This window comes from Colwellia sp. M166, assembly GCF_024585285.1.
Taxonomy (GTDB): Bacteria; Pseudomonadota; Gammaproteobacteria; order Enterobacterales; family Alteromonadaceae; genus Cognaticolwellia.
Genome location: NZ_CP040755.1, coordinates 3,280,352 through 3,305,225, shown reverse-complemented (window position 1 = coordinate 3,305,225; position 24,874 = coordinate 3,280,352). Strand labels below are relative to the sequence as shown.

General features: G+C 40.2%; 20 protein-coding genes and 1 other RNA gene. 9 read left to right on the top strand and 12 right to left on the bottom strand.

The genetic code is table 11. The annotated features are described in order from the left end of the window. The first annotated feature begins 435 nt into the window (after window positions 1-435). Window positions 436-4,260 carry a bifunctional proline dehydrogenase/L-glutamate gamma-semialdehyde dehydrogenase PutA gene (putA, locus tag FGD67_RS14915; protein ID WP_257171906.1) on the top strand — a complete coding sequence of 1,275 codons (3,825 nt, stop codon included), beginning with the start codon at window positions 436-438 and terminating at the stop codon, window positions 4,258-4,260. Window positions 4,261-4,446: 186 nt separating this feature from the next. On the opposite strand, the gene FGD67_RS14910 is transcribed toward putA, so the two are convergent. The 5 genes from FGD67_RS14910 to FGD67_RS14890 all read right to left on the bottom strand — a co-directional run bounded on the left by FGD67_RS14910 (window position 4,447) and on the right by FGD67_RS14890 (window position 8,604). Next, the gene (locus FGD67_RS14910; protein WP_257175134.1) at window positions 4,447-4,860 is read right to left on the bottom strand and encodes a GFA family protein; all 414 of its coding nucleotides are present in this window, start codon (window positions 4,858-4,860) and stop codon (window positions 4,447-4,449) included. Between the two features lie 248 nt (window positions 4,861-5,108). Then, entirely contained in the window at window positions 5,109-6,365 is a 1,257-nt protein-coding gene (locus FGD67_RS14905) for an NRAMP family divalent metal transporter (protein ID WP_257171905.1), read from the bottom strand. A gap of 88 nt (window positions 6,366-6,453) precedes the next feature. Further along, complete coding sequence (locus FGD67_RS14900) at window positions 6,454-7,089, bottom strand: TetR/AcrR family transcriptional regulator (RefSeq protein ID WP_257171904.1); 636 nt, start codon at window positions 7,087-7,089, stop codon at window positions 6,454-6,456. 430 nt (window positions 7,090-7,519) lie between these two features. Further along, window positions 7,520-7,918 (bottom strand): hypothetical protein, encoded by a 399-nt coding sequence (locus FGD67_RS14895; RefSeq protein ID WP_257171903.1) that lies wholly within the window; start codon window positions 7,916-7,918, stop codon window positions 7,520-7,522. Window positions 7,919-8,016: 98 nt separating this feature from the next. Beyond that, the gene (locus tag FGD67_RS14890; protein ID WP_257171902.1) at window positions 8,017-8,604 is read right to left on the bottom strand and encodes a TetR/AcrR family transcriptional regulator; all 588 of its coding nucleotides are present in this window, start codon (window positions 8,602-8,604) and stop codon (window positions 8,017-8,019) included. Between the two features lie 111 nt (window positions 8,605-8,715). On the opposite strand from FGD67_RS14890, the gene FGD67_RS14885 reads away from it, so the two are divergent. Next, the gene (locus tag FGD67_RS14885) at window positions 8,716-9,258 is read left to right on the top strand and encodes a carboxymuconolactone decarboxylase family protein (RefSeq protein ID WP_257171901.1); all 543 of its coding nucleotides are present in this window, start codon (window positions 8,716-8,718) and stop codon (window positions 9,256-9,258) included. 279 nt (window positions 9,259-9,537) lie between these two features. Here FGD67_RS14885 and FGD67_RS14880 read toward each other — a convergent pair whose 3' ends face one another. The 4 genes from FGD67_RS14880 to FGD67_RS14865 form a co-directional block, all read right to left on the bottom strand. Beyond that, window positions 9,538-11,739 (bottom strand): PepSY domain-containing protein, encoded by a 2,202-nt coding sequence (locus FGD67_RS14880; protein WP_257171900.1) that lies wholly within the window; start codon window positions 11,737-11,739, stop codon window positions 9,538-9,540. Between the two features lie 22 nt (window positions 11,740-11,761). Beyond that, a complete protein-coding gene (locus tag FGD67_RS14875; protein ID WP_257171899.1) occupies window positions 11,762-12,187 on the bottom strand; it encodes a DUF2271 domain-containing protein in 426 nt (141 codons plus the stop codon). Window positions 12,188-12,251: 64 nt separating this feature from the next. Continuing rightward, window positions 12,252-12,653, bottom strand: coding sequence for a PepSY domain-containing protein (locus FGD67_RS14870; RefSeq protein ID WP_257171898.1), 402 nt, complete (start codon window positions 12,651-12,653; stop codon window positions 12,252-12,254). A 76-nt stretch (window positions 12,654-12,729) separates the two neighbouring features. Continuing rightward, window positions 12,730-13,986 (bottom strand): ferric reductase-like transmembrane domain-containing protein, encoded by a 1,257-nt coding sequence (locus tag FGD67_RS14865; protein ID WP_257171897.1) that lies wholly within the window; start codon window positions 13,984-13,986, stop codon window positions 12,730-12,732. A 336-nt stretch (window positions 13,987-14,322) separates the two neighbouring features. Between FGD67_RS14865 and FGD67_RS14860 the strand changes: the two genes are divergently transcribed. Beyond that, on the top strand, window positions 14,323-14,997 hold the full coding sequence (locus FGD67_RS14860; RefSeq protein WP_257171896.1) for a response regulator: 675 nt from the start codon (window positions 14,323-14,325) through the stop codon (window positions 14,995-14,997). Next, the gene (locus FGD67_RS14855; protein ID WP_257171895.1) at window positions 14,994-16,346 is read left to right on the top strand and encodes an ATP-binding protein; all 1,353 of its coding nucleotides are present in this window, start codon (window positions 14,994-14,996) and stop codon (window positions 16,344-16,346) included. Before FGD67_RS14860 ends, FGD67_RS14855 begins: the two co-directional genes overlap by 4 nt. Window positions 16,347-16,610: 264 nt before the next feature. Here the strand turns inward: FGD67_RS14855 and rnpB are convergent. Further along, window positions 16,611-17,031: RNase P RNA component class A (gene rnpB / locus FGD67_RS14850), an RNA gene on the bottom strand. A gap of 107 nt (window positions 17,032-17,138) precedes the next feature. Between rnpB and FGD67_RS14845 the strand changes: the two genes are divergently transcribed. Then, window positions 17,139-17,792 carry a glutathione S-transferase family protein gene (locus FGD67_RS14845; protein WP_257171894.1) on the top strand — a complete coding sequence of 218 codons (654 nt, stop codon included), beginning with the start codon at window positions 17,139-17,141 and terminating at the stop codon, window positions 17,790-17,792. A gap of 26 nt (window positions 17,793-17,818) precedes the next feature. On the opposite strand, the gene rsmI is transcribed toward FGD67_RS14845, so the two are convergent. Beyond that, window positions 17,819-18,670, bottom strand: a complete 852-nt coding sequence (gene rsmI, locus FGD67_RS14840; RefSeq protein ID WP_257171893.1) for a 16S rRNA (cytidine(1402)-2'-O)-methyltransferase — start codon at window positions 18,668-18,670, stop codon at window positions 17,819-17,821. On the opposite strand from rsmI, the gene FGD67_RS14835 reads away from it, so the two are divergent. Genes FGD67_RS14835 through dolP form a run of 4 tightly spaced genes read left to right on the top strand, consistent with a single transcriptional unit; the run spans window position 18,656 to window position 22,178 of the window. After that, on the top strand, window positions 18,656-20,611 hold the full coding sequence (locus FGD67_RS14835; protein WP_257171892.1) for a penicillin-binding protein activator: 1,956 nt from the start codon (window positions 18,656-18,658) through the stop codon (window positions 20,609-20,611). The genes rsmI and FGD67_RS14835 overlap by 15 nt on opposite strands. Further along, on the top strand, window positions 20,598-20,972 hold the full coding sequence (locus FGD67_RS14830; protein ID WP_257171891.1) for a YraN family protein: 375 nt from the start codon (window positions 20,598-20,600) through the stop codon (window positions 20,970-20,972). The genes FGD67_RS14835 and FGD67_RS14830 overlap by 14 nt, the downstream gene beginning before the upstream one ends. A 41-nt stretch (window positions 20,973-21,013) precedes the next feature. Next, entirely contained in the window at window positions 21,014-21,604 is a 591-nt protein-coding gene (locus tag FGD67_RS14825) for a phosphoheptose isomerase (protein ID WP_077288143.1), read from the top strand. Between the two features lies 1 nt (window position 21,605). Further along, window positions 21,606-22,178 carry a division/outer membrane stress-associated lipid-binding lipoprotein gene (dolP, locus tag FGD67_RS14820; RefSeq protein ID WP_257171890.1) on the top strand — a complete coding sequence of 191 codons (573 nt, stop codon included), beginning with the start codon at window positions 21,606-21,608 and terminating at the stop codon, window positions 22,176-22,178. Window positions 22,179-22,315: 137 nt separating this feature from the next. Here the strand turns inward: dolP and mrcB are convergent, their stop codons facing one another. After that, on the bottom strand, window positions 22,316-24,679 hold the full coding sequence (mrcB, locus tag FGD67_RS14815) for a penicillin-binding protein 1B (protein WP_257171889.1): 2,364 nt from the start codon (window positions 24,677-24,679) through the stop codon (window positions 22,316-22,318). Window positions 24,680-24,874 lie beyond the last annotated feature (195 nt).

Below are 24,874 nucleotides of genomic sequence, written 5' to 3'. Positions count from 1 at the left end.
CCTATTTAGCTAATCAATCAAGTACATTTGTCCAATGATTATCACTTTTACTTTTTTTACTGGTAACAGTCTTCATTTCAGTGAAATATATTCGCTCAAGATTAATGTATCAAATAATTTATATCATTATTATCACCATCTGAGCGTTAACTTTATCATCAGCTACCATAGCTACGAATATTACGAGGATAAATCAACATACAACTTTGTTCTATCTCATCGTAAAAAGCTTCTACTTAATTTTACAAATGTTAAATTTATTAACATCAAATACATTCTACTGTGGCATTAAACTTTAACGGCATTTTAAATGGCTTAAAACGCAAATTTAGCTAGCACATACGGTTAAGTTTTATTTAGAATGCACGAATTATTCTATTGTAACTATCGCTAACTAGTAACAGGCTACTATTTAGTCATTTTGAGGAAAAGCATATGCTTTTTAATGGTTCGTTTATCACAGACTGCCCAATTCGTCAGAAAATTCGTGAGTTTTATCGTATTGATGAAAATGTAGCGGTAGATCATATTCTTCCTTTAGCTGAAGTAAACGTTAGTGCCCGAAGTAGAGCTTGGGAAAGAGCACGTAAAATGGTCTTGAAAATTCGTCAAGATCAATCAGGTAAGGGTGCAATAGATGCCCTATTAAATGAATATTCACTATCAAGTGAAGAAGGCGTGGTATTAATGTGTTTGGCTGAAGCCTTACTACGTGTACCTGATAAGCATACGCAAGATGCCTTAATTCGTGACAAAATATCGCAAGGACAATGGAGCAGTCACTTAGGCAGCAGCGATTCTTTATTCGTTAATGCATCGTCTTGGGGCCTACTCATTACCGGCTCTATGGTTAATTATGCCGATAAACGTAAACAAGACAGTTTTGGTTTATTGAAAAAAACCATTGGCCGCTTAGGTGAGCCGGTTATTCGTAAGTCTATGAACTATGCCATGAAAATTATGGGCAAACAGTTTGTTATGGGCGAAACCATCACCGCAGCAACAGAGCGAGCAGCAACGAAAGAACAACAAGGTTACGTTTATTCTTACGACATGCTCGGCGAAGGCGCTCGCACCATGGCCGATGCTGAACGTTATTTAAAAGCTTATCAAGATGCGATAGAAGTTATTGGTGAAGTTGCGGTGGCCTCAGGTAAAAACGACCCGCGTAAAGTACCGGGTATTTCAGTGAAACTTTCCGCTATTCATCCTCGCTATGAGTTTAGCCATAAAACACGGGTGATGGCTGAAATTGTCCCTAAACTTAAAGCACTTTGTTTGCAGGCTAAAAGCTATAATATCGGCTTAACTGTTGACGCTGAAGAATCTGAACGCTTAGACATTTCACTTGATATTATTGAAGCGGTATTTAGTGATAATGAATTAGGCGATTGGGATGGTTTTGGTATTGCCTTACAAGCGTATCAAAAGCGCGCTATTTTCGTGGTTGATTGGCTACGTGAGTTAACCGTACGTGTTGACCGTAAAATGATGGTGCGCTTGGTGAAAGGTGCTTATTGGGATACTGAAATTAAAAATGCTCAAAAAGATGGTCATGCTCATTTCCCGGTTTTCACGCGTAAGTCTTCAACCGATGTTTCTTACCATGCCTGTGCCAACAAATTATTAGAATATCGAGATACTATTTATCCGCAATTCGCTACGCATAATGCTTATACCGCAGCGACTATTGTTGAACTAGCGGGTGATGATAAAGAAGGTTTTGAATTTCAGTGTTTACATGGCATGGGCGATTCTTTATACGACCAAATAGTAGCCGGTGAAAAAATTCAGTGTCGTATCTACGCGCCAGTGGGTCAACATGAAGACCTTTTAGCCTACTTAGTCCGTCGTTTATTAGAAAATGGCGCTAACTCTTCTTTTGTTAATGCTATTGTTGATGAATCTCAACCGGTAGAGTCATTACTTGGCGACCCGGTTGAAAAAACTCAACGCTTAAAAGATAAATACAATCATCAAATTATCAAACCTATTGCTTTATATCATGACGCAAAAGGTCTAGGTCGTGATAATTCGAAAGGTTTAGATTTAACTGACATCAATGTTATTACACCATTAAAGGCGTCATTAGATAATTGGTTTGTTGACAATTTACTCAATAAAAATGATGTGCCATCAGACGCTGTTGCCGTGAAAAACCCAGCAAATCATAGCGAAATTATTGGCTTTCATCAGCACCATAATAAAGCTGACATGTTAGCCATGATTGACGTTGCTGAAACCGCCTTTGCTTCATGGTCAGCCACGCCAGTAGTTGAACGTGCAGCTTTATTGTGTCGTGTTGCTGATATTCTTGAACGTCATACCGACGAGTTGATCGCGTTATGTATTAAAGAAGCCGGTAAAATAGCACAAGACGGTATTGATGAAGTCAGAGAAGCGGTTGACTTTTGTCGTTACTATGCAGAAAAAGCCGTTGAAATTGCCGCCGATGAACGCTTAGAAGCCCGTGGAGTTATTTTATGTATTAGCCCGTGGAACTTCCCGTTAGCGATATTTTTAGGCCAAGTAGCCGCCGCTATTGCCACCGGTAATACGGTATTAGCTAAGCCCGCGGAACAAACCAGTTTAATTGCTTTACGTACCATTGATTTAATGAAGTCAGTCGGTTTACCTGAAGGCGTTGTACAAGCGGTTATCGCCCGTGGTAGCGAAGTGGGTAGCGTGATCATTCCTGATGAACGCATTCAAACCGTGATGTTTACTGGCTCAACACAAACCGGCACCGTTATTTCACAAACCTTAGCTGACCGTGGTGGCGATCAAGTGCCATTAATTGCCGAAACTGGCGGTCAAAACTGCATGATAGTAGATTCAACGGCTTTACCAGAACAAGTCGTTGATGATGTTATTTCTTCAGGTTTTCAATCAGCAGGTCAACGCTGTTCAGCGCTTCGGGTATTATTTTTACAAGAAGATATTGCTGATGACGTGATTACTATGCTCAAAGGTGCATTAGCTGAATTGTACGTTGGTAACCCAGCAAAACTAAGTACTGATATTGGTCCGGTGATTGATCAAAAAGCGCTAGACGCCCTTAATGCCCACAGCGACTACATGAAAGACAAGGGGCAATTGTTGTATCAATGCCCTATTGCTGATGAAGTAGCTGACAATGAGCATTTCTTTTTCGCACCACGCCTATATGAAATTAGCGATATTAGCGTACTTAAGCAGGAAGTATTTGGTCCTTGTGTGCATGTTGTACGCTTTAAAGGTAACGAAATAGAAGCAGTTATTGATAAAATTAATGGCACGGGCTTTGGCTTAACGATGGGCATTCATACCCGTATTGAACACCGTGCTTTTGATTTAGCTAAACTTTCACGTGCCGGTAACGTCTATATTAACCGTAATATGATCGGCGCTATTGTTGGTGTCCAACCTTTTGGTGGTCGCGGCCTTTCAGGTACTGGACCAAAAGCAGGCGGGCCGAATTATTTATCTCGTTTAGTGATAGAAAAAGCGACGCCAGATGCCGAGCAATTTAACTTATTACCTTCACAAGTAGAAGCTTTAGACGGTGATGAGCAGTCAGATAAAGAAGCTGTTTTATTTATGGACAAAGCCAATGCAGCAGAAAAAGCTTGGCGCTTAACAGAGTTAAACACCCGTCTTTCTTGTGTGCGACAATTGTTAGCAAAAATTGCCCACGTTGGTATTGTTGATGATTTAGCCGACGATTTAAACCGCACCTTAAAATCGGCGCGCTCGCAATTAATTGATATCGAAAAACGCATGAAAAAGCCAACATTCTTACCAGGGCCAACGGGTGAGTCAAATGTGCTTTATTTGGAAAATCGCGGCAATATTATCTGTTTTGCTGACTCAACGGTTAGCTTTCATTTCTGGGTACTTTCGATTGTAACGGCATTAGCGACCGGCAATACCGTGATTAGTGTAGTATCTGACTTGTATTATGACGAAGCCATCGCCTTTAGAGATAAATTCCTCTCGACAGTCGCTGATGCCGGTGTTTTCCAAGTTGCTCGCTTACGTCACTTATCAACGATGTTGACGCATCCTGCGTTATCAGGCGTCGTAGTCGACAGTAATTGTGACCGTAAACATTATATCAGTGAAAAATTAGCAGAACGTCAAGGCGCAATATTGCCAGTGATCAGCTCTGAATACTTTGATAATCTGATCCAACGTTTGTTGACAGAAAAAACCGTGAGTATTGACACCACAGCTTCTGGCGGTAACACCTCATTAATGACCTTGGTTGAAGAAGATTAACTTACTGAACATCATGCAATAAGTAGAAAGTTATCAATAAAAACGGGCATCATTAGATGCCCGTTTTTTATTATCGTTTGAATAGCCTTTTGAAATTGCTCTTTAAAATCCGTTAGCGAGTAAGCTGCCCTTCTATAAATCCTGTTTATTCATGCTCCCTTCACAGTTAAAAACCTGATTGTATGGCTACTTCGTTGGTACGGTATCAAACATCGGAATATCAGTAATACCTTTTAGCCATGGCACAGCAGAACGACACCAAATTTGATTTTTTGGGGTTAATAGATTGCGTTGCTCAATACAACCTGCTCTGATGCCATACACTCTATTAGCTGATTCAACTGAAGTGGCATAAAGTGCACTGCCACAATTTGCACAAAACCCTTGCGCTCGTTGATTACCACTTTCAGCTATTTTAATATATTCTTTTACTGCACCTTTGGTAAACCTTACACCATCAGGCTCAGATACCACGACACTTCTAAATGCCGTACCCGATAATATTTGACAATCAAGGCAATGGCAGATCATCACTTTATTTTCGTCAATTTCAGCTTCAAATTTGATTTCGCCACAATGGCAGCCACCATTAATATGCATCATGTTTTTTCTCACTTGTATTAAATATTGTTGATAACAAATTGTTAATTAGCGCCATTATACTAACGCTAACTTATAAAGTTTTACTTATAATAATAACTTCGTTAGATTCACAAATTAAGTCTATTGGTTAACTGATAAGTAAATGTAGGGTAATTGAATATGCTACGCTAAATGCGCTCAACAGTTTGAGCGCAAAAGTACAGTAGCTTTTCGAGCAATAAAAACCTCAAAATATCGGCATTTTATTAAGAGAAAAATTTCCACCACAAAAAGAAGCCGCTAAATAAAGTTAATACGGTCAAACACACCAAGGTATACACTTTAAACCAGCCTTGTGGTTTTTGTGTTTGGCAAACATCGGCGCCCATCATGACCTTATAATTTAACCAAGCGTAGATTGGCGCACTGACAAAGGAAACCGTAGTAACAAAATCAAGCAATGCTTTAATGTCTGCGCTAAAGTCACTGATAATCCACCAACTGCCGACCGCAAGTACTAATAGCGAGCCAATATAAACTTTGTTTGCTCTATTTTGTATTGCTTCACTTTGTTCTTTACTGGCAAGCAAAGCAGCACGTCGCCATACTTGTGGAAAACCATCAGCTACCGCAAAGGTAGTTGAGAATAAAGCAATAAAGGTTACCAATGCCATCAACAACCAACTCCACTCACCTAAAGCCGTACTGTAAATTCCCACTAATTGTCCAGCAAAAGCTGCTGCTGACTTAGCAAAACCATCACCTTGACCAAACATTAATAATGCCCCTAACCATAGGAAAATAATCGCCAATAAAAAGCTGGTTAAATAACCAATATTAAAATCCAACGTGGCATTTTTAGCTGAGGCTTTACCTGGTTTTTCCACACGTGAGGTAGTCCAAATAGAGTGCCAAACCGACACTTCAATAGCGGTAGGCATCCAACCAATAAGCGCAACAATAAAAGCAATGCTCGCCGCAGAGGTTAATGAAATTACGGGTGCCTCAGCTGACGGACTAAAACCTAAGCGATTGACCGCTGCAAACCAAGCTATAACGCTCGATATTACTAGAATAAGCATCATCCACTTAAGTAAGGAACTCAATAACTTATAATGACCAACAATTAATACCGCACAAACAATTACCAAAGTCAGTGCTGCCCACTGTGACAAGGAAAGCACATCACCAAAAAGATTCATTGCCAATGCAGACGTCACAATAGTGACACCAGATTGGACAAAAAACATGGTGACAAAGGTTAAAAATAAAAATAAATAAAATGCCCAATTGCCGACACTTTTATAACCATCGAGTAAGCTTTTCCCAGTGAGCCCTGCATATTTAGGACCGAACAAAAAAAATGGATATTTAACCACATGGGCAAGAATAATAAAGCCTAACAAGGCAAAGCCAAAGTCAGCACCGGCACGTGTTGCCTGAACAATATGAGAAACACCAATACTGGTGGCAGCCCAGACAATACCTGGACCTAATAGCGCAAAAATTTTACTAAACTTCATAGTAACTCGAAAGTGAATTTGAATTCACAATAACTTAATATCTCTTATTGAATTTTGCAAATTATTTTCGGCGTATAGTACTAAATGACTACACCGATTCAAGGCTTAAATACGGTAATAATATTTTTGGCAATTCAAATGTAAGCTCTTCAGCACTGGCGCTAGTTGCAATAGCGGGGGTTAATGAGGGATAAAGTACTTTATCTAGTAAACTGGTGATCATCATAAAAATAACCATCTCAGCAGCCTTACTCGGTTCAGCAGCTTTGATCTCTGCCTGAAAATTTAATAATAAATTAGCCAATCGACGATATACACCTCGGCGGTCAACAAACTCGTCAGAATCGAGCAATGATGAATGTAGCCTTGAATTTAAATGCAAGGTGCGAAAAACACTTTTTCGAGCAGATATAAAACCATAAACCTCTACCGCAAGCTGCTCTATAGCTTCTTTTAAACAGTGATACTGATTAAGCTCAAGACGGTCAACCCATAACAAAAGCTCATCACCAAAATCCTGATAAAGCAATGGCAGTAAGGATTCTTTATCTTTAAAGCGACGATAAAATGTTCCGACAGAAACCCCGGCATGTTCAGCTAGCTCTTTAATAGAAATATGTTCAAAGAATTTATCCTGTAAACACAAATGTAACGCTTCGATCAGCTTACGCTGAGTGTCTTGGCTTCTTTGCTGCTTCGGTTTAAAGACATTTCTACTTGGCATGATTATAGTGTTCAAGTCAGCTTGTAACTGACTAAATGATGCTGTTTTTAATCAGAAACAGCAATATAAAAATCAAACTTTTCCATTCGAAAGTGCTTAAAAACAATATGATACATTTACTACCAACTAATATCGGCATGACTACTTGCTCTACTTTGTCAGTAAAAATTAATAACCATCATGTTGCCGAATTGGCATCTTCCTCACATTTTACGAAGTGAGAAAATTTTCCGCATTTCATCCAAAGTTAAAATCAGGTTTTAACTAATAACTAATTCATTGTAAAAGTTAACGTTTACAATGCGCAACACTTCCATTAGCAATGAGCTTGAAGTTATCATTTACCTTTTTAAGTGTTAAATATAATAGCGTATTACCCTACGGAAGTTTCGCTTCCACAGGGCATGAAATTAGCTCAACAGAGTCAGAGTTATTCGTATGATACTTTAGCTTTATTTTTTAACTTATCTTTGTAAATAGGGTATAAGTTATAGGTAGGATAAAACTCAGTTGTAAATGCTTTCCAAGCAGTTTTTTCTATAGCAAGGTTAACTTCATTCAGTTGGTGTGCAGGAACTTCTAAAGTAACAACATGCCCAATACCCATCATGACATACCAACTTACAACCGAAACACCTTTTGGTGGAAATGCTTCAAAGAAGCCTTGATCGGTTAAAATTTGCTGAATTTCGTCTAAATTCTTACTTTGGTCGTGTTTTAAAAAAACAGTCAAAAGAATTGAGCCTTTTGGTGGTGAATCAACTGTCGACTCGGCCAGAGACGTAAAACTGCTTAAAACAAGTACAATAAATATCAGTAATTTAGTCATTAACTTTCCTTTTTTTAGATGGGCTTTAAGCATTACCAGAAATAATTTCTGTATTTATCGAATGGAAAAGTAATTCCATGTGAATATTGTTAGTGCATTTATAAGCTTTTCATTAGCATAAACATTTGATTGATCATTGGCTGAGCTAATTGCGCTACATTTGGGCGGTTAAAATACCCCCGTAAACCGGTAAATTGCACCTGAAAAAAGCGCGCATATTCAAGTGGAGTAAGTGTATTACTTAACTCATCATTATTGATTGCTTGTTCAAACAATTGCGTTAAATAAGTTTCAAATTGAGCAGCTAAATCTACACTTAACTCGTATAAGCTTGAGTCCTTTTCTGCAAATTCACTGTTTGCTTTAACCAGCATACAAATAGCACTTGGACTGCAATCTTTTGTGCTAATTACCACGTTTTCTACAAATGCACGTAATCCTCCGAGTATCGTATCGGCGCTTGATAAAAAGCCCTCTATTTGGCTTTTCATTTGTATGGTGTAATCTTTCAGTGATTCACTGTATAGCCCTTCTTTAGAGCCAAATGCAGCGTAAATACTACCTGGGCGCATATTAACAGCTTCTTGTAAGTCACGCGTTGATGTTGCATGAAAGCCTTTTTGCCAAAATAGCTGGCTAGCAACGCGAATGACATTCTCGCGTTCAAATTTAACCTTATTAGCCATATCATTCTCAATCAATTTGAACATTCGCTCAATTTTAACTTGAACAGTCGCTCAAAATCAAATACTATGTGTTTCGACGTTACTAAACCTAACTATTTATTGGAGTTAAACATGACAGAATTTACTTTATATACAGCAGAAAACGCACCTGAAGAAGCAAAACCTCTAATGGCTGATTCAGTAGCTGCATTTGGTATGCTACCTAACTTACACGCAGTAATGGCTGAAGCACCAACATTACTTAAAGGTTACCAAGTACTGCATGACTTATTTCAAAAAACATCATTTAATGCTGAAGAGCTTACCGTAGTATGGCAATCAATTAACGTTGAGCATAACTGTCACTACTGTGTACCAGCACACAGCGGTATTGCAGCTTCAATGAAAGTTGACCAAGATATTGTTGATGCACTGGTCAACAAAACACCTCTTGCAAACCCTAAACTAGAAGCACTACGTGAAACGACATTAGCAATGACACGCGAGCGCGGTGTCATTAGCGATGAGCAAATTGAGAAGTTTTTTGCAGCAGGTTATGGCAAGCAACAACTACTTGAAATAATTGTCGGTTTATCTCAAAAAGTGATGAGTAACTACACTAATCACCTTGCTGACACTCCAGTAGATGCACCATTTAAAAAATACATAAAATAAATACGGTTTTATGTATGACAAAAGGCAGCTTAGGCTGCTTTTTGTGTTTTTATTAGAAAGCGGTTATTTAAATTTTGCGGTTTTTATACTGCGTATATAGCTGCGACTCAAATGAAAGTTCAACTGTCCCTAGCATATGCTCTCTAGCGTTCATCCAAAAATGAAAGTACCCAGGAATAACAAGTGTCTCTTCCGTGCAACCCCCGATTAATATCCAAGCGCTATAATGGATAAATTTACAAAGTACAACAATGCTATTTATTTCAATTAGTGAACAAACTAATAAACATCTTCACGGTAACGGCCTTGGGCTTTGAGCGTTAGTACGTCTATGCCCATAGGTGCTATTACTTCGTCCAATGCTACCATGACGCTGCTTGCCATATCTCGTCCTCCGCAGACCAAAATCTGTGCCCCTTTTGCTATTAATCCTCGTATCTCTAAACTATCAACAGCGATTTTTTCTTGCACATAAGAGCGGTTGTTGCTACGGGAGAACACGGTGTTCAGCTCTGTCAGTCGCCTATCTTTAAGATAACTATTAAGCTCAGACTCATAGAGAAAGTCTGACTGTCGACTACGCCCTCCCCAATAGAGATGTATGCGGTGGTGTGATTTATTATTGCGGATAAAACCGACCAAAGGTCCAATACCTGTGCCTGCTCCAATCAGCACTATCGGAGCTTTACCAGAAGCGGGGCGGAAACTCGGATTGAGCTGGATAAAAGCCTCGATACTGTCGCCAACAGATAGTGAATGGAGGAAACTCGAACACAATCCACCGGAATGAAGGCGTATGCAGATCTCCAACATGCTATCTTTCGATGCAGAAGCGAGGGAATAAAATCGTGCCACCTTGCTGCCTGGCGCTAAAATACCAACTAAGTCACCTGCCTCAAAATGTGGTAGAGCTTTATTAACAGCAGATTGTTTAAAGCGTAACACAGCCGTTGGCGCCTTCACTTCAGCGCCGTAATCAACTCGCTCGACGAGCGATAGTGTCGTACAGCTAGGATAATTCGGAGTGTAAAGCAGCGACAGCTCGGTATTGATCATCCTACCCACAGTGTTGCCCCAACGGGAAAACTCCTGCGGCGACTGTCTGTTAATGGTATCGAGTGGCAGTAATTGTGAGCAACCTTTAGCAGTAAGTGCCGTTTGCACATCTTTTGCATATTGACAAAAACCAGGAAATTGTCGATCGCCAAAGCCCAGTACCGCAACGAGAAACTCTGGTATTTCAGTCATTTTATCTAACTGGGTCAGGAAGTGACTGGCCGAAGCAGGTGCACCACCATCGCCATAGGTCGCGGTCAGAATAAATAGCTGCTTTATATTTGAGTAACAACTCACAGAATTATTCGCAAAGTTGTTCATTGACATTGTGTGAGCTCGATAACCGACTAAGTTAAGCGCATTATGAAAGGTTTTAGCGAAGCCCCAAGTACTATTTCCTTCACTGCCAACTAATATTACTGTATCGGCACTACGAAGAGCGGTATTGTTGTTGATCGTCGTGGCCGACCTTCTGCGACTCCACCAAATTTGAATGCCAGTCCACGACATTAGTGGCACTGCTAGTGCGCCTAAACCTAATAGTAACCCGAGCCACCAAAGTCCTTCGCCCGTATGCAGCATATAGATAAATTCATACAATTTTTGCTTATTGTTGAAGGGTTTAAACGACAATAATTGTCCTGTAGATTGGTCAATAAACCCGCGCCCTTGATGCGTAGTAATTGAATAAACATCATTGTGATCGTTCTTGTAAGGATAAACCAATTCTCTAAGCTCACTGATAGGGATAGATTTTAAAGCGGTAAGCGTATCGATTGATGCAGGTAAATCACCTTTTACACTTTCTGGAAAAACGGGTTCTAATGATTGATAATCAGGTAGTAATTCAAAGGTCACTGCAGACATATACAGACCAGTAGTGGCCGATAGCATCAGCGCAAGAACGGCTACTCGGCCCATCTGACAGTGTAAGCGCTGCCTAAAAGCACCTTGAATAGGTCGTAAAATTTGACGCCAACCACCAAGTCGCTTGGTCACCATGATGGCACCTGAAATGGTTAACAGCAGTATAATAAAAGCTGTAATACCTGCGCCAATACGTCCAAGCGAGCCAAGTAAGTATGAACGATGCAATTTTTTCAGCCAAACCATAACAGGTGAGTTTGAATAAGCCTCGATAGTTTCACCAGTTATTGGGTTTATTAAATCTGCCCCGGTTTGTCCATTTTCAGTGTAATAAACGATAATACTTCCTGAGGGGGTGCGCTGTATTTGCTCCGCATCTGGGTGGCTAGATGCCAGCTTGCCAGTTAACTCAGCAACACTGATTGAAGGTGTTGCCACTACCTTCACTTGTGCGAACTCTATAACGGGATTAACCGATAGAACCGCACCAGTAATAGAAAGTAACACAACCAACACCGTTGATATTAACCCAAACCAAGAGTGAAATTTACGTAGCATAGCTAACTCCTAAGGCAGCCTTTTAAAATGCGTAGGTGAAAGTTTTGACGTAGCCTCGTCCAGCGGAGGGTTTACCGGCACCTAAGGTGGTCAATGGCACTACAACATCATTGCGATTGTCACGCATGTCTTCAACGGATGTATCTACTTTAAGCTGAAAACCCGAGTCAATATAACTATCAGGCAGATCAAGTGTTATCGTTAATGTCTTGCCACTGGTAACGCTCGCACCAGTCAGTCCATCATATTCACTGGTGCGCATTCGGCTGCCACGTGCCCAACCGGTTAAATGTTTATAATACTTTGACTTTTGTCCAGCAATCCACAGTGTGTGCTGATATTGACCTTTTGCATTGGTTAAATAAACAGCTAAATATGCTCCGTCACCACGATAGTTTTGTAGTTCGGTAGTAAGACTTATTTCGCGCGCTGAAGTTTGAGTACTCATTGCAAAGGAGCAAAAAAAACACAGTGTCATAGTTAAATATTTCATTGTATTATCTCTTTAGTATTCAATCGATGGTGACTTTAGGTTTGTTTTTTTGTTTATTTTTTTGGGGGTTATTTTCTGAGTGCGTTGGCGTACCTAGAGCTAAGTAATCACTGGCGTCACCTGACATAGCAAATTTAATTTTAAGTTCTCTAATCTTTAGTGACGCGGGTGAAAATGTCGCTTTTATTAGGTTTCCCTTTCGATCGACTCCTTTAACTTCGTAACAACCATCGTCCACTTTGATGCGATTAACCTTCCAACCTTGGTCTTCAATTATCTGACGTAGTTGTTCTCGAGGTTGCCACTCTGATACCGGATCAGTGCAATCATCGTCAGCCCATGCTGCGCCACTTACAAAAAAAGAGCTGATTAAAAGTGTAACTAGTTTCTTTTTTGCATTTCTTACTTTTGATTTACTCATGGTGAATCTCCTGTTGCTTTATGATTATTATAAACAGCATTGCTGACATTAAACTGAAAGCAATACCGCTTTAGTTTTATCTCAGTTCAAATGCCTCTTTATGAAAAAATAATGCTCCTTGTAATATTTCTCGTAATTCACTTTCTAATATTCTTGCCCATCCAGTCGGCCCACAAAACCATACCTCCATCATGCCTTTTGTTGAATGTTGAGTTAACAGTTGCTCTGTTGTCAGTTTTTTGCCTTTATTACTGTCATGAATGTGCAATTGAATAAGAGGTAAACCGATACAAGCCTCTTGTAAACGCTTAACAAAGGGATCTGTTGCGCTATCACGACAAGAATAATGCATTTGAGTCAAGGGCAATTGTCCCGGCTTATTTTTCAGCTCTTCAAGCTTTGCTAAAAAGGGAGTTACACCAATACCGCCAGCGATCCATATTTGTTCCGCTGTGGTATTTTTTGGTTTGAAATTAAATCGACCATAAGGACCTTCGACTGTAACTGATTGTCCAACCTTTAATTTATGTTCTAAACGTTTGGTATAATCGCCTAGTGCCTTAATCTGAAAAGTAACTTGGCCGTCACCGTGATCCGAACTCGCAATTGTAAAAGGATGAGCCCCTTCAGTGTGATTAAATGTAACGAAAGCAAACTGTCCTGCACAATGCCTTTGCCACTTTTTATTCAGTTGACACTCAACTTCAATAATACCCGCTGACATCGTTGAAATTGCATTGATCGCACCCTGCACTTGCCGTGATTGTCCTATTTTCCCACTTAGTGAGACGATACTGGCGATGCTGCCCCCGATTAGTAATAGCACCATTAACAAACCTACAGGTTGTTGCCACCAGACCAGTGGAGCTAACAATACAGCATGAAAAACCACTAATAAATAAAGTATCGGCATCACACGGTGCACATAGCGCCATATGTTGTAAGGAAAACGTTTCCAAAGCGTTAGCACAAGCATGGCAAAAACAAGATATACAGCCCACTCTCCAACGTCTTCAGCAGCATCTCTCATCATCTCAATAAATCCTGAAAAATCTTGCTCAGGTGAACGACCGTCTCGCCCAAATAGAGACTTAATTACGTCATCGCCCATTTCAATCAGCCAATGAAGGGCAGCAAACACTACCGCTAAAATCGCCATCCATTTATGAAGGCGATATATCTTATCAAGGCCATTGAATGGTGCTTCTAACCAAGCTGGGCGAGTAGCCAGCATCATGGTCACTGACATTAAAGCAATGGCCAATAATCCACTAAGGTATAGGCTATTATCATAAATTTCCCAGGGTAACGAAGGCGTTGTTATGGTATTCATCGTATAGCTCCAACCCCAGATAATGAAAATACAAACGGTTATTAGCGTGAGCGTTATACTTAGTATGTGCTGTTTCATATTAACCTCATTAATTCATTGAATGCTCAGTGTATCCTTGATTCCTGACAATAAGCTTAAAATAAGCAATGAGGTTTAATGCACGAGCAATTATCCTGAATAACCCTTCTCTTCAATCAATGCCTACCTAAAGCGTTTCTAATTCAAGCTTAATGCTGCCCCTTGAGGTTGTTTGGATATATATTAAATTTTATTTTCAGTTTATTGTCAGGAACTTGGGGTATTATCAAGGTTACTGATAAGGTTTTGAGGTACAAAATGCGCATATTATTGGTAGAAGATACCGAAGGTTTAGGTGAAGTGATACAGGGTCAAATTGCTGATGAAGGCCATGCGGTTGATTGGGTGAAATGTATTTCCAACGCCGAAGCCAGCCTTAGTACAACCCACTATGATCTGCTGCTTCTTGATTTAATGCTGCCCGATGGCAGTGGGATCGATTTATTAAAGAAAATACGTAAAGTAGGCGACACAACAGCTGTAATTATATTAACCGCCAGAGATCAAATTTCTGACCGTATAAATGGATTAAATGCCGGCGCTGATGATTACCTTGTAAAGCCCTTTGATCTATCAGAACTCTCCGCTCGCATAGCCGCCGTTTCCAGACGATATGCAGGCAATCCAAATCCAAAGGTTTACATAGGAACATTGGAGATTGATCTAACTAAACATATTATCTCTCGCGATGGTATTGCGGTCAATTTAACTGCTAGGGAATGGGCATTGCTTGAAGCATTTATTCAAAGACCGGGTACTTTACTGTCAAAATCACAATTAGAAGATCACTTGTATGCTTTTGGTGCAGAAATAGAAAGCAATACAATTGAAGTTTATATCAGTCGTCTACGTAAAAAGTTGGGAAAGGAACAGTTAGAGACAGTACGTGGTCTGGGCTACCGCATGAGATCATCAAGACTGGAAAATACATGATTGCAACAGAAACAAAAAAGTCACAAAGTCTTCAAAAAACGTTAGGAATTGGCTTAACTATTGGCGTGACTTTACTGTGGATATTAGCCCTGTCAGGTGCCGTCTATGTGTCAAAAAACAAACTTAATGAACTATTTGATAGCTCACTAGCAGAAACAGCTCAACGTATTATGCCGCTTGCGGTTGTTGAAATAATTAACAGAGAAGACCCCGAGCAAGCGCAACAAATAATGTCATTTAAAGCGCATGATGAGCGCCTTATCTATCTTGTTCGTAATCACCTAGGACAGATTTTATTGCAATCTCATAATGCTGATCCTGCCATCTTTAATCAAACTCTTCTTATAGGGTTTAATTCGTCAACGACATATCGATTTTATGGCGCCTCAGCAGTACAAAACACATTGCACATTGAGGTTGCCGAACCTCTGAAGCAAAGACGAGAAGCAATCATAGAAATGGCTACCTCGCTATTTTGGCCATTAGTATTGCTCATCCCTCTTTGTTTTATCGGTAGCTGGGTATTTGTTCATTATAGTTTACGTCATATTCTGGCTTACCGAAATGAAATTGAATCCCGTGGCAGTGGCGATCTCACAACAGTCAAAGTCGAAGGGTTACCCACTGAAATTATTCCTATCGCCGAATCTGTTAATAGTTTACTAGATCGGTTGCGACGAGCACTTGAGTCAGAAAGATCATTTACGGCAAACAGTGCTCATGAATTACGAACACCTATTGCAACAGCCTTGGCCCAAGTTCAACGCTTACAGCTAGAGGTTTCAACAAGCTCAACTCAAGATAAAATGGCCAAGCTTGAAACAACTTTACGAGGCTTATCGAACTTATCAGAAAAATTAATGCAGTTAGCCAAAGCTGAAGGTGGAGGGCTTTTGTCAGCTAAAAAACACAATCTTATTAGCCTATTAAAATTACTCGTCGGCGATTCACAACGATTAAATCCAACAAATATAATTACCCTTACATTGCCAAAAAACAAAGAATATATGTCTGCCATAGATCCAGATGCTTTCGCTATTTTGATTCGAAATTTACTAGATAATGCCATAAAACATGGCGGCAAATCTCAACCTGTTGAGATCAGTTTTTCTTGCAACGGCTTATTGAATATCGTCAATGCAGCTAGTGTTATACCAGCCGATACATTATTGCAATTGCGGCGACGTTTTGTTCGGTCGAATATTTCAGTTCAGGGCATGGGACTTGGATTAGCAATTGCCGATGCAATAGTAACCGGCGTAGGTGCAACTATGACATTCAGCTCGCCAGCGACTGGACAAAAGGATGGCTTTGAAGTGAACGTAGATTTTTCAACAATTAAAGATTGAACTTGAAAATTTATCAGAAAAAACTTGTGCCGAAATGTATTGCACAGTGAGATATGTAATAGCAATTTTACTAAGTGCTGAGTGGGAACAAACTTAATAAACTTGATATAAATAAATCTTAGAGTGAAATAAGGAGTGTGAAAATCAGTACCGTGTAACTAACCGCGCAGCATTTTTTACTTGTCATGATTTAATTTGAAGTCAGGTGAGCTGATTTTAGAAAGCCGCTTAACTATCGATTAGATAATCAAGCGGCATCTAAAATTGGTGAGATGACGCATAAGCCGGGTTTTGTATCTCTTCCGAAGAAAAGTGACAATCATTCGTCTAGGCTATAAATCGCTCTATAGCTCAAGCAACCTACCCGGTTTCCACGCGAGCCACGCTTATACTATGCTAATTTGCATTAACCTAGTCATGAAACCCTATTTGGTCTTGCTCCGGGTGGAGTTTACCCTGCAATTACTGTTACCAGCAATCCGGTGCGCTCTTACCGCACCCTTTCAGCCTTACCTGTGAGGTTCCTAAGAACAACCATCGGCGGTCTTCTCTCTGCTGCACTTGTCGTCGGCTCACGCCGCCCAGGCGTTACCTGGCACCCTGCTCATTGGAGCCCGGACTTTCCTCCCCCCCATCTGTCTACCCGAAGGCACAACGATAAAGCAGCGATTGTCTCGTCAACTCGGCGCGCATTCTACCCCAAATCATCACTAAGGTCTATTCACTAAATTAAATATCGTCACTAAGCATCTGCTGTTATAGTAATTTCAAAACATGAAATGGAGCGTATTTATGATAGAACTTTGGCATTGCCATAATACCCGTTCACTGCGCGTATTATGGGCTTTAGAAGAGATGCAGCTTGAATATAAACTACACTCATTGCCCTTCCCACCGCGCTTTTTAGCAAAAGAATATTTAACAATTAACCCGTTAGGTACTGTGCCATTCCTAAAAGATGGTGATACTACGCTAACCGAGTCGAGTGCGATGCTGCTCTATCTTGCTGAACGCTGCCCCCATCATGACTTAAGCGTGCCAGTAACACACCCGGAATATGGCGATTATTTGAATTGGTTATTTTCTAGTGATGCCACACTGACTTTTCCACAAACCTTAGTGTTAAGGTACAGCCAATTTGAGCAACCTGAACGCCAACAATCACAAGTTGTTAAAGACTATGCCATTTGGTTTTTAGCACGTTTAAAACGCTTAAATATCCACTTAGAAAACAAGCACTATTTAGTAGACAATAAATTTACCATTGCTGATGTCAGCGTAGGTTATGCACTTTATTTAGGGGAATTATTGGGTTTAGCAAAGCAGTATCAACCACAAACACTGGCTTATTTGCAAAGACTAAAGAACAGAGCAAGCTTTATGGCAATTAAAGATATAGGCCAAGAAATCAGTAATTACACCATAAAGCCGGTTGATATAGGCTAACGCGCTATGTTTTCATAGCAAAGGCTCTAAGCTTTCATAGCCAGCGCATAGTCATACAGAGCGTTTTTCTTCACGCCATGAATTTCCGCCGCTATAGCGCAAGCTCTTTTAGGTTTCATCTCGGTTAAGAGTAACTTCAATGTTGCCACAACATGCGCAGGAATGTCATTAGGGTCAATTTTTTTCCCTTCAATGATCAGTACCATTTCACCTTTGAGTTGATTTGGGTCGGCTTGTAAAAAAGTTAATAAATTATCAGCGGTATCAGAATGAATAGTTTCAAAGGTTTTGGTTAATTCACGTGCCATCACCACATAACGCTCACCGCCAAGGGTTTTAACAATATCTTCAACGGTATCAATAGCGCGACGCGGTGCATCATAAAACACTAAGGTACGCGTTTCGTTCGCCAAATCATTTAATGTTGCTTGTCTGGCGCCTGATTTTGATGGTAGAAAACCTTCAAAAGTAAAACGATCTGTCGGTAAACCGGCAACTGAAAGCGCAGCAATAGCAGCACATGCACCGGGAATTGGCGAAACATTTAAACCTTGTTGACGGCAATGACGTACTAAATGAAAACCTGGATCGCTGATCAATGGCGTACCGGCATCCGACACTAAGGCAATACTTTTACCTTCCTTTAATAAAGCGGCTATTTGTTCTTGGCGTTGACGCTCGTTATGGTCATGCATCGACATAGTTTTATTTTTAATGGCAAATGCTGATAACAATCGTTGAGTATGCCGCGTATCTTCACAGGCTATAATATCAACCTGTTCGAGTATATCTCGCGCCCGTTGACTAATATCACCAAGGTTACCGATAGGTGTGGCAACTATGTATAAGGTGCTAGGCTGAATTTGAGAATCCGACATTTTAAAAATACTTGTGTTGAGACTGAAGAGGATGAAGTTTATTATAAAGCACTATTAAAAAGTATGGATTTATTAACTTTGACACTCACTAAATGGTTTTCATCACATAAAAGTCGCTTATGTGCACTAGCAACGGTCGCTATTTTAACTAGCTGCTCAACAACTCAGCTAAATAAACCAGCAAAGTCATCAGTAAAAAAAACGGATGTTATCCAAACGCTTGAAACCGCATTAACGGCAGAGCAACTGGTTGCAAATGCATCGGTGCAGATGTCATCAAACGAAAATGACGCCGCAGTGACTTCGCTACTAACGGCCAGTGAGCTATATTTAATCGAAGCCAAAGCACACCAAGCACTTTGGTTAGTGAAACAACTTAATGCCTTGGCTGAAGCCCCACAGCAGCAATATCAATTAGCGGTCATAGAAGCCAAAAGCTTATTGGCTTTAGAAAAGCAACAAAAAGCTTATCAAGCACTGAATAGCGCCAATAATATCAAAGAACAGTCTCAACTTACTCATGGCCTAGATTATTATCAAACCCTTGCAAGCGTACAAAGTCAAAGAAATTTACCCATTGCCGCACTTGAGGCCAACTTACACGCTTTTGCTAAAAACTCAACAGCAAGCACTGATGATATTGAGATGATTTGGCAGCAACTTTGCCAGTTATCACCTTGGCAGCATCAACAGCTAGTTAAAATGTCGCCACCCAACATTAAAGGTTGGAGTAAGTTACTCACTTTTGCCAATAAGTTTGGTGATGACGACACTCGCTTCAAGCGTTATTTAAGTCAATGGCAAAGAGAATTCAAAACCCATCCTGCACAGCACATTGTTACTAACTTAAACCAACAACAGCCAACACTGAGCAATGAGTTTGAGCATGTTGCCGTTATTATTCCACTGTCTGGTAAGCAAGAACGTGCCGGTAAAGTTGCTCAGCAAGGCATACTTGCTGCGTACAATATCAACAGCGGTAAAACCTTACACTTTATCGATTCAGCAACACTGGACATGACCACATTAAGCGCAACGCTAACCGAGCTAAGCATCGACTATGTGATTGGCCCATTATTAAAAGAGAATGTAACAAGCTACTTAGCACAAACTGAAATTACACTACCAACATTATTGCTTAACCTGCCTGAAGAGGTTAACTTGCTGCCACATCAAGTTGCCTTATCAATGCGACCAGAAGATGAGGCAATGCAAGCGGCTACAACGCTTAGTCGTCAACATTATCAACAGCCTCTTATTTTAAGCCATCAAGACAATGCTAGCCGCCGTATCGCGCAAACATTCAGCCAACAATGGCAGCACATTACGGGCCAAACGCCAGAGATGGTGTTTTTTAATAATGACGCAAAAATGCAAAATCAACTGCAAGCAAGTCTTGGCGTCGACTTAAGCCAACAAAGAACCAAAGAGCTTAATAGGCATATTAAATACTCAATTAAGAGCGAACTACGTAATCGTCGCGATATCGATATGATTTACGTGGTTGGCTTACCGCTAGAGACAAAATTATTAAAACCTTATATCGACGTAAATATCAGCCCATTTGCTGATTTAATTCCGGTATATGCTAGTTCTCGCAGTCACAGCACTAAAATAGATAAAAGTGATAATCGTGATTTATCCGGTTTAATCTTTACTGAAATGCCTTGGCAGTTAAAAAGTAAGCTACAAAATAAAGCTTTAGTAGCACAAGCAAAAAAATTATGGCCTAACCGCAGTGATAGCTTACAAACCATATTTGCTATGGGATTTGATAGTTTAGCCTTAGTCGATAAAATTTCTGCGATGCAAAATAAAACTTATGTCCGTCATTATGGTCAAACTGGCATATTACAACTTGGCAGTGATAATATTTTGAAGCGTAGCTTAATTTGGGGTAAATATAGTCGTAGTAAGGTGCAAGAAATTGCTATGGACTAATAAAACCAATACCGTCACCACGGGGAAAAATAGTGAGCAATTAGCCGCGCGCTATTTAACCCAGCAGGGTTTATTATTACGAAGCTGTAATTTTCAAAACCGCCGTGGTGAAATTGATTTAATTATGACTGAGCATGACATTTGGGTGTTTGTTGAAGTGAAATACCGCAAAAATTCACACTTTGGTGGTGCTTTAGCTGCGGTATCAGTAAAAAAACAGCAAAAAATTAAACAATGTGCTGAATTTTATCTGCAACAAGCAGGATTAAATGAATATAATACCCCTTGCCGATTCGATGTTATCGCCATGCAAGGTGACATTAACAACCCAGAAATTACTTGGCTTAAAAATGCCTTTTAATCAATGCCTTTACGAAATGAGACAACGGAGCTAATTCCACCATGTTAGAACGGATAAAAAGTAATTTTACCGAGAGCATACAAACAAAAATTGCCGCCAGCGAATTATTGGCTGGACCAATAGAGCAAGCAGGCATGACCATGGTACAAAGCCTATTAGCCGGCAATAAAATATTAGCCTGTGGCAATGGTGGTTCAGCCGGTGATGCACAGCATTTCTCTGCTGAATTATTAAATCGTTACGAAACCGAACGTCCGCCATTACCCGCTATAGCGCTCACAACTGACAGTTCAACCATTACTTCAATTGGTAATGACTATCATTTTGATGAAATTTTTTCCAAGCAAGTACGTGCATTAGGTAACAATGGTGATGTGCTACTGGCTATTTCAACTAGCGGTAATTCGCGTAATGTTATTAAAGCTATTGAGACCGCAGTATCACGTGACATGCCTATTATCGCCTTAACCGGCGGTGATGGTGGCGATATTGCGGGGCTATTAGGTGAAAATGATGTTGAGATTCGTGTGCCTTCAAGCCGAACCGCACGTATTCAAGAAGTACATTTAGTGGTTATTCATTGTTTATGTGACATTATAGATACTACACTATTTCCGCAATCTGAGGGTTAATATGTCGATAAAATCAATTATCAGCACACTTGCTTTAGCAGCCCTGCTGCAAGGCTGTGTTGCTGCTGCTGTCGTTGGTGTGGTCGGTGGCGCAAGTGTCGCAACTGATAATCGCTCTTTGGGTAATCAAATAGACGATCAGAAAATTGAACTCGATGCCCATGCCAATATAGCGAATAGCGAGGCCTTAAAAAACAACACTAATTTGCATGTTGTCAGTGTTAATGGCAGCGTACTGGTTGTTGGACAAGCGCCTAATAGTTATTTACGCGACCAAGCGATAAAAGCGATTAATGACGTTAATGGTGTCAACCAACTTCACAACCAAATTCGTGTTAGTAATACCACGTCTTTTACCACAAAAACCAACGACGTTTGGCTAACATCAAAAGTAAAAGCCGCGTTATTTGGCAATGAAGAACTCGACTCGAGTAACATTAAAGTCGTGACAGAAAATGGCGAAGTGTTTCTTATGGGGTTAATTACTAAAGCTCAAGCCGCCATTGCCGTTGATATTGCACGTAATGTTGGCGGCGTTAACCGAGTATTTAAAATTTTCGAATACTTAAAATAATCCCTTTCAAAGAGCATACACTAGGCAGATAAAACAAAAAAGCAAATCCCTGATTTGCTTTTTTTATATCACCAAGTCCTTAATTTTAAGACTAACATTAGCTCTCATTAACGTTTGTTGTTTTGTATCTAGCTTAGTTATTCACTAAACAGCCTTTCAAGCCACGACTTCTTCTTTTGTTGATTAGGATCCTGTTCGCACTGGGTTTCATATATCAAGCCGGTAGTCACCGCTGGTAGTAACTGCGAATTATCACAGGCTTCTACCACTGCCCGGCCACTTTTATTATCAAAGCGTACTAATTCAATACTGGCTGGGACATTAACTTGCCGACTCTGAGCGTCAATTTTATTCATAAAATCAGCAAATAATACCAATGCACCACTACTACCGGTTAATTTTGTTGGCTTGTTATCGTCTCGACCTAACCAAGCAGTGACTAAAGTATTATTATCATAGCCAACAAACCAGCTGTCTCTTTGATCATTGGTGGTGCCGGTTTTTCCTGCTACGTCTGTACCTTTAAGGCGCCAAGTTAACGAGCGAGCGGTACCTGAAGTCGTGACCTTATTTAATGCAAAATCGAGTAAGTAAGCCGCTTGTGTGGAAATAATTTGCTGATCTAGTGCTTGAAATTGCCATAAGGTTTCACCACGAGCACTAACAATACGCTCGATTGCATGAGATTTTTCAGCGACACCATGATTAGCAATCGGCAAGTAAAGTTGGCTTATTTGTACTGGCGACATATTTAATGCCCCCAGTAACATAGAAGGTCGAGTAACAATATCGTCTTGATAACCCAATAAATGTATCGCTTTCGCGACATTATCTAAACCTAATTGCATGCCAAGATTTACCGTCGGCACATTAAGGCTTGAGACCAGTGCATCAATTAAATGTACTTGGCCGCGATATTTACCATCATAATTTTTCGGCTGCCAAGCTTGCCCACCTGCATTAGCAAGTGTGATAGCTCTATCTTCAATGATACTAGCTAAATTAAAGCGCTGATAACGTTCCAACGCCGCAAGATATACCGCAGGTTTAATTAACGAGCCAATAGGTCGTTGAGCATGCAATGCTCGATTAAACCCAGCATAACCCGCTTCTTTGCCGCCAGCTAAAGCCCGAATACCGCCTGACTTTACATCTGAGATCACCATAGCAACCTGTAATTCAGAGCCTGATTTTTCTTCTAAACTCGGTAATTGCTGGTCAATACTGGCTTGTAAAGCTAACTGTTGATTAATTGAAAAACGGGTAAACACCCGTACACCCGATTGTTGCTGGTATTCTGATAAGTGTCGTGACAGTTCGGCTTTAACTAATTGCAAATACGCTGGAAACTTTTGTTGCTGTACTCGTCGTTTTTTTCTGATCGATAAAGGCGACTCAACCGCCCGTTCAAACTCATGCCGAGAAATAATTTCTTCTTGATACATTAAGCGCAAGACTAGGTCTCGTCGCTTAGTTGTGCGCTCGGGAAAACGCCAAGGATCATAATAACTAGGTCCTTTAACTTGGCCAATAATCATCGCCATTTGTTCAGAATTAAGGGATTGGATAGACTTACCAAAGTAGAAGTCTGCTGCCAAGCCAAAGCCGTAAATACCATTGGCGTAATGTTGTCCTAGGTACACCTCATTAATATAGGCTTCTAATAACTGATCTTTGCTGTATCGATATTCCAAAATTAGCGCCATGATGGCTTCATTAGCTTTGCGCCATAAGGTTTTCTCTCTGGTTAGAAACATATTTTTAACCAGTTGCTGCGTTAAGGTACTACCGCCTTGTACTGTGCGACCCGCTCTTAAATTTTGGTAAAGTGCCCGCAAAATACCGAATGGTGAAACGCCATGATGAAAATAGAAATCTCGGTCTTCGATGAGTAATAACGTATCCAACAACTTTTCAGGCACGGTTTGTAAAGACACTAATACCCGATCTTCTTTGCTTTCAGGTAAAATTCTATCCAATAAAAGGGGTTCTAATCGTAGCTGCGAAACATGTTCATTATTACGATACAAGGCTTGGACTTTACCATTAGCAAGGTCAATGGTGATTTCTTGCGCGGGCTCAATTCCACCACCAAAATCAAAAGCACGACGATAAATAATCGCTCGACTTTTTGACAAAGCAAACTCACCCGGACGTTGAGCCTTGGTCACTTTTTTATAACGATTGGCAATTAAAGCTTGTTTCAAATTGGTCAGTGCTAACTTACTGCCAATACTATATTCTTCAACCGCACCGTAAACCTGCACGGGTACTTGCCAGCGCTGACCTTCAAACTTATCACGCACTTTACCATCAAGATAAATACTGTAAATAAACAGCATAAACATCAGTAAAACACTCATTTTAACCGTAAACCAAAATGACCAACGCAACAGTCGTTTTACTCGACTATTAGCCATTTTCTCAGAAATTTTTGCATTTTCTGGCTTAGCCTTACGTGTTTTTTTTGTCGATGTTTGAGAAGTTTTTTTTGCCGCCATATTTGATTAAATTGCCTCTAAGCTACATGAAAGTCGTGATCTTAATCGCACTAACACTATATCACTAATGATATATTTTAATGGCTAAAATTAACCAAAAACAGCATAAGCCACAAGCATAGTGATAAATTTAACGATATAATTCAGGCTTTATTTTAGCTCATAGCAATCGGACTAATGACTTGCTCACCTAGT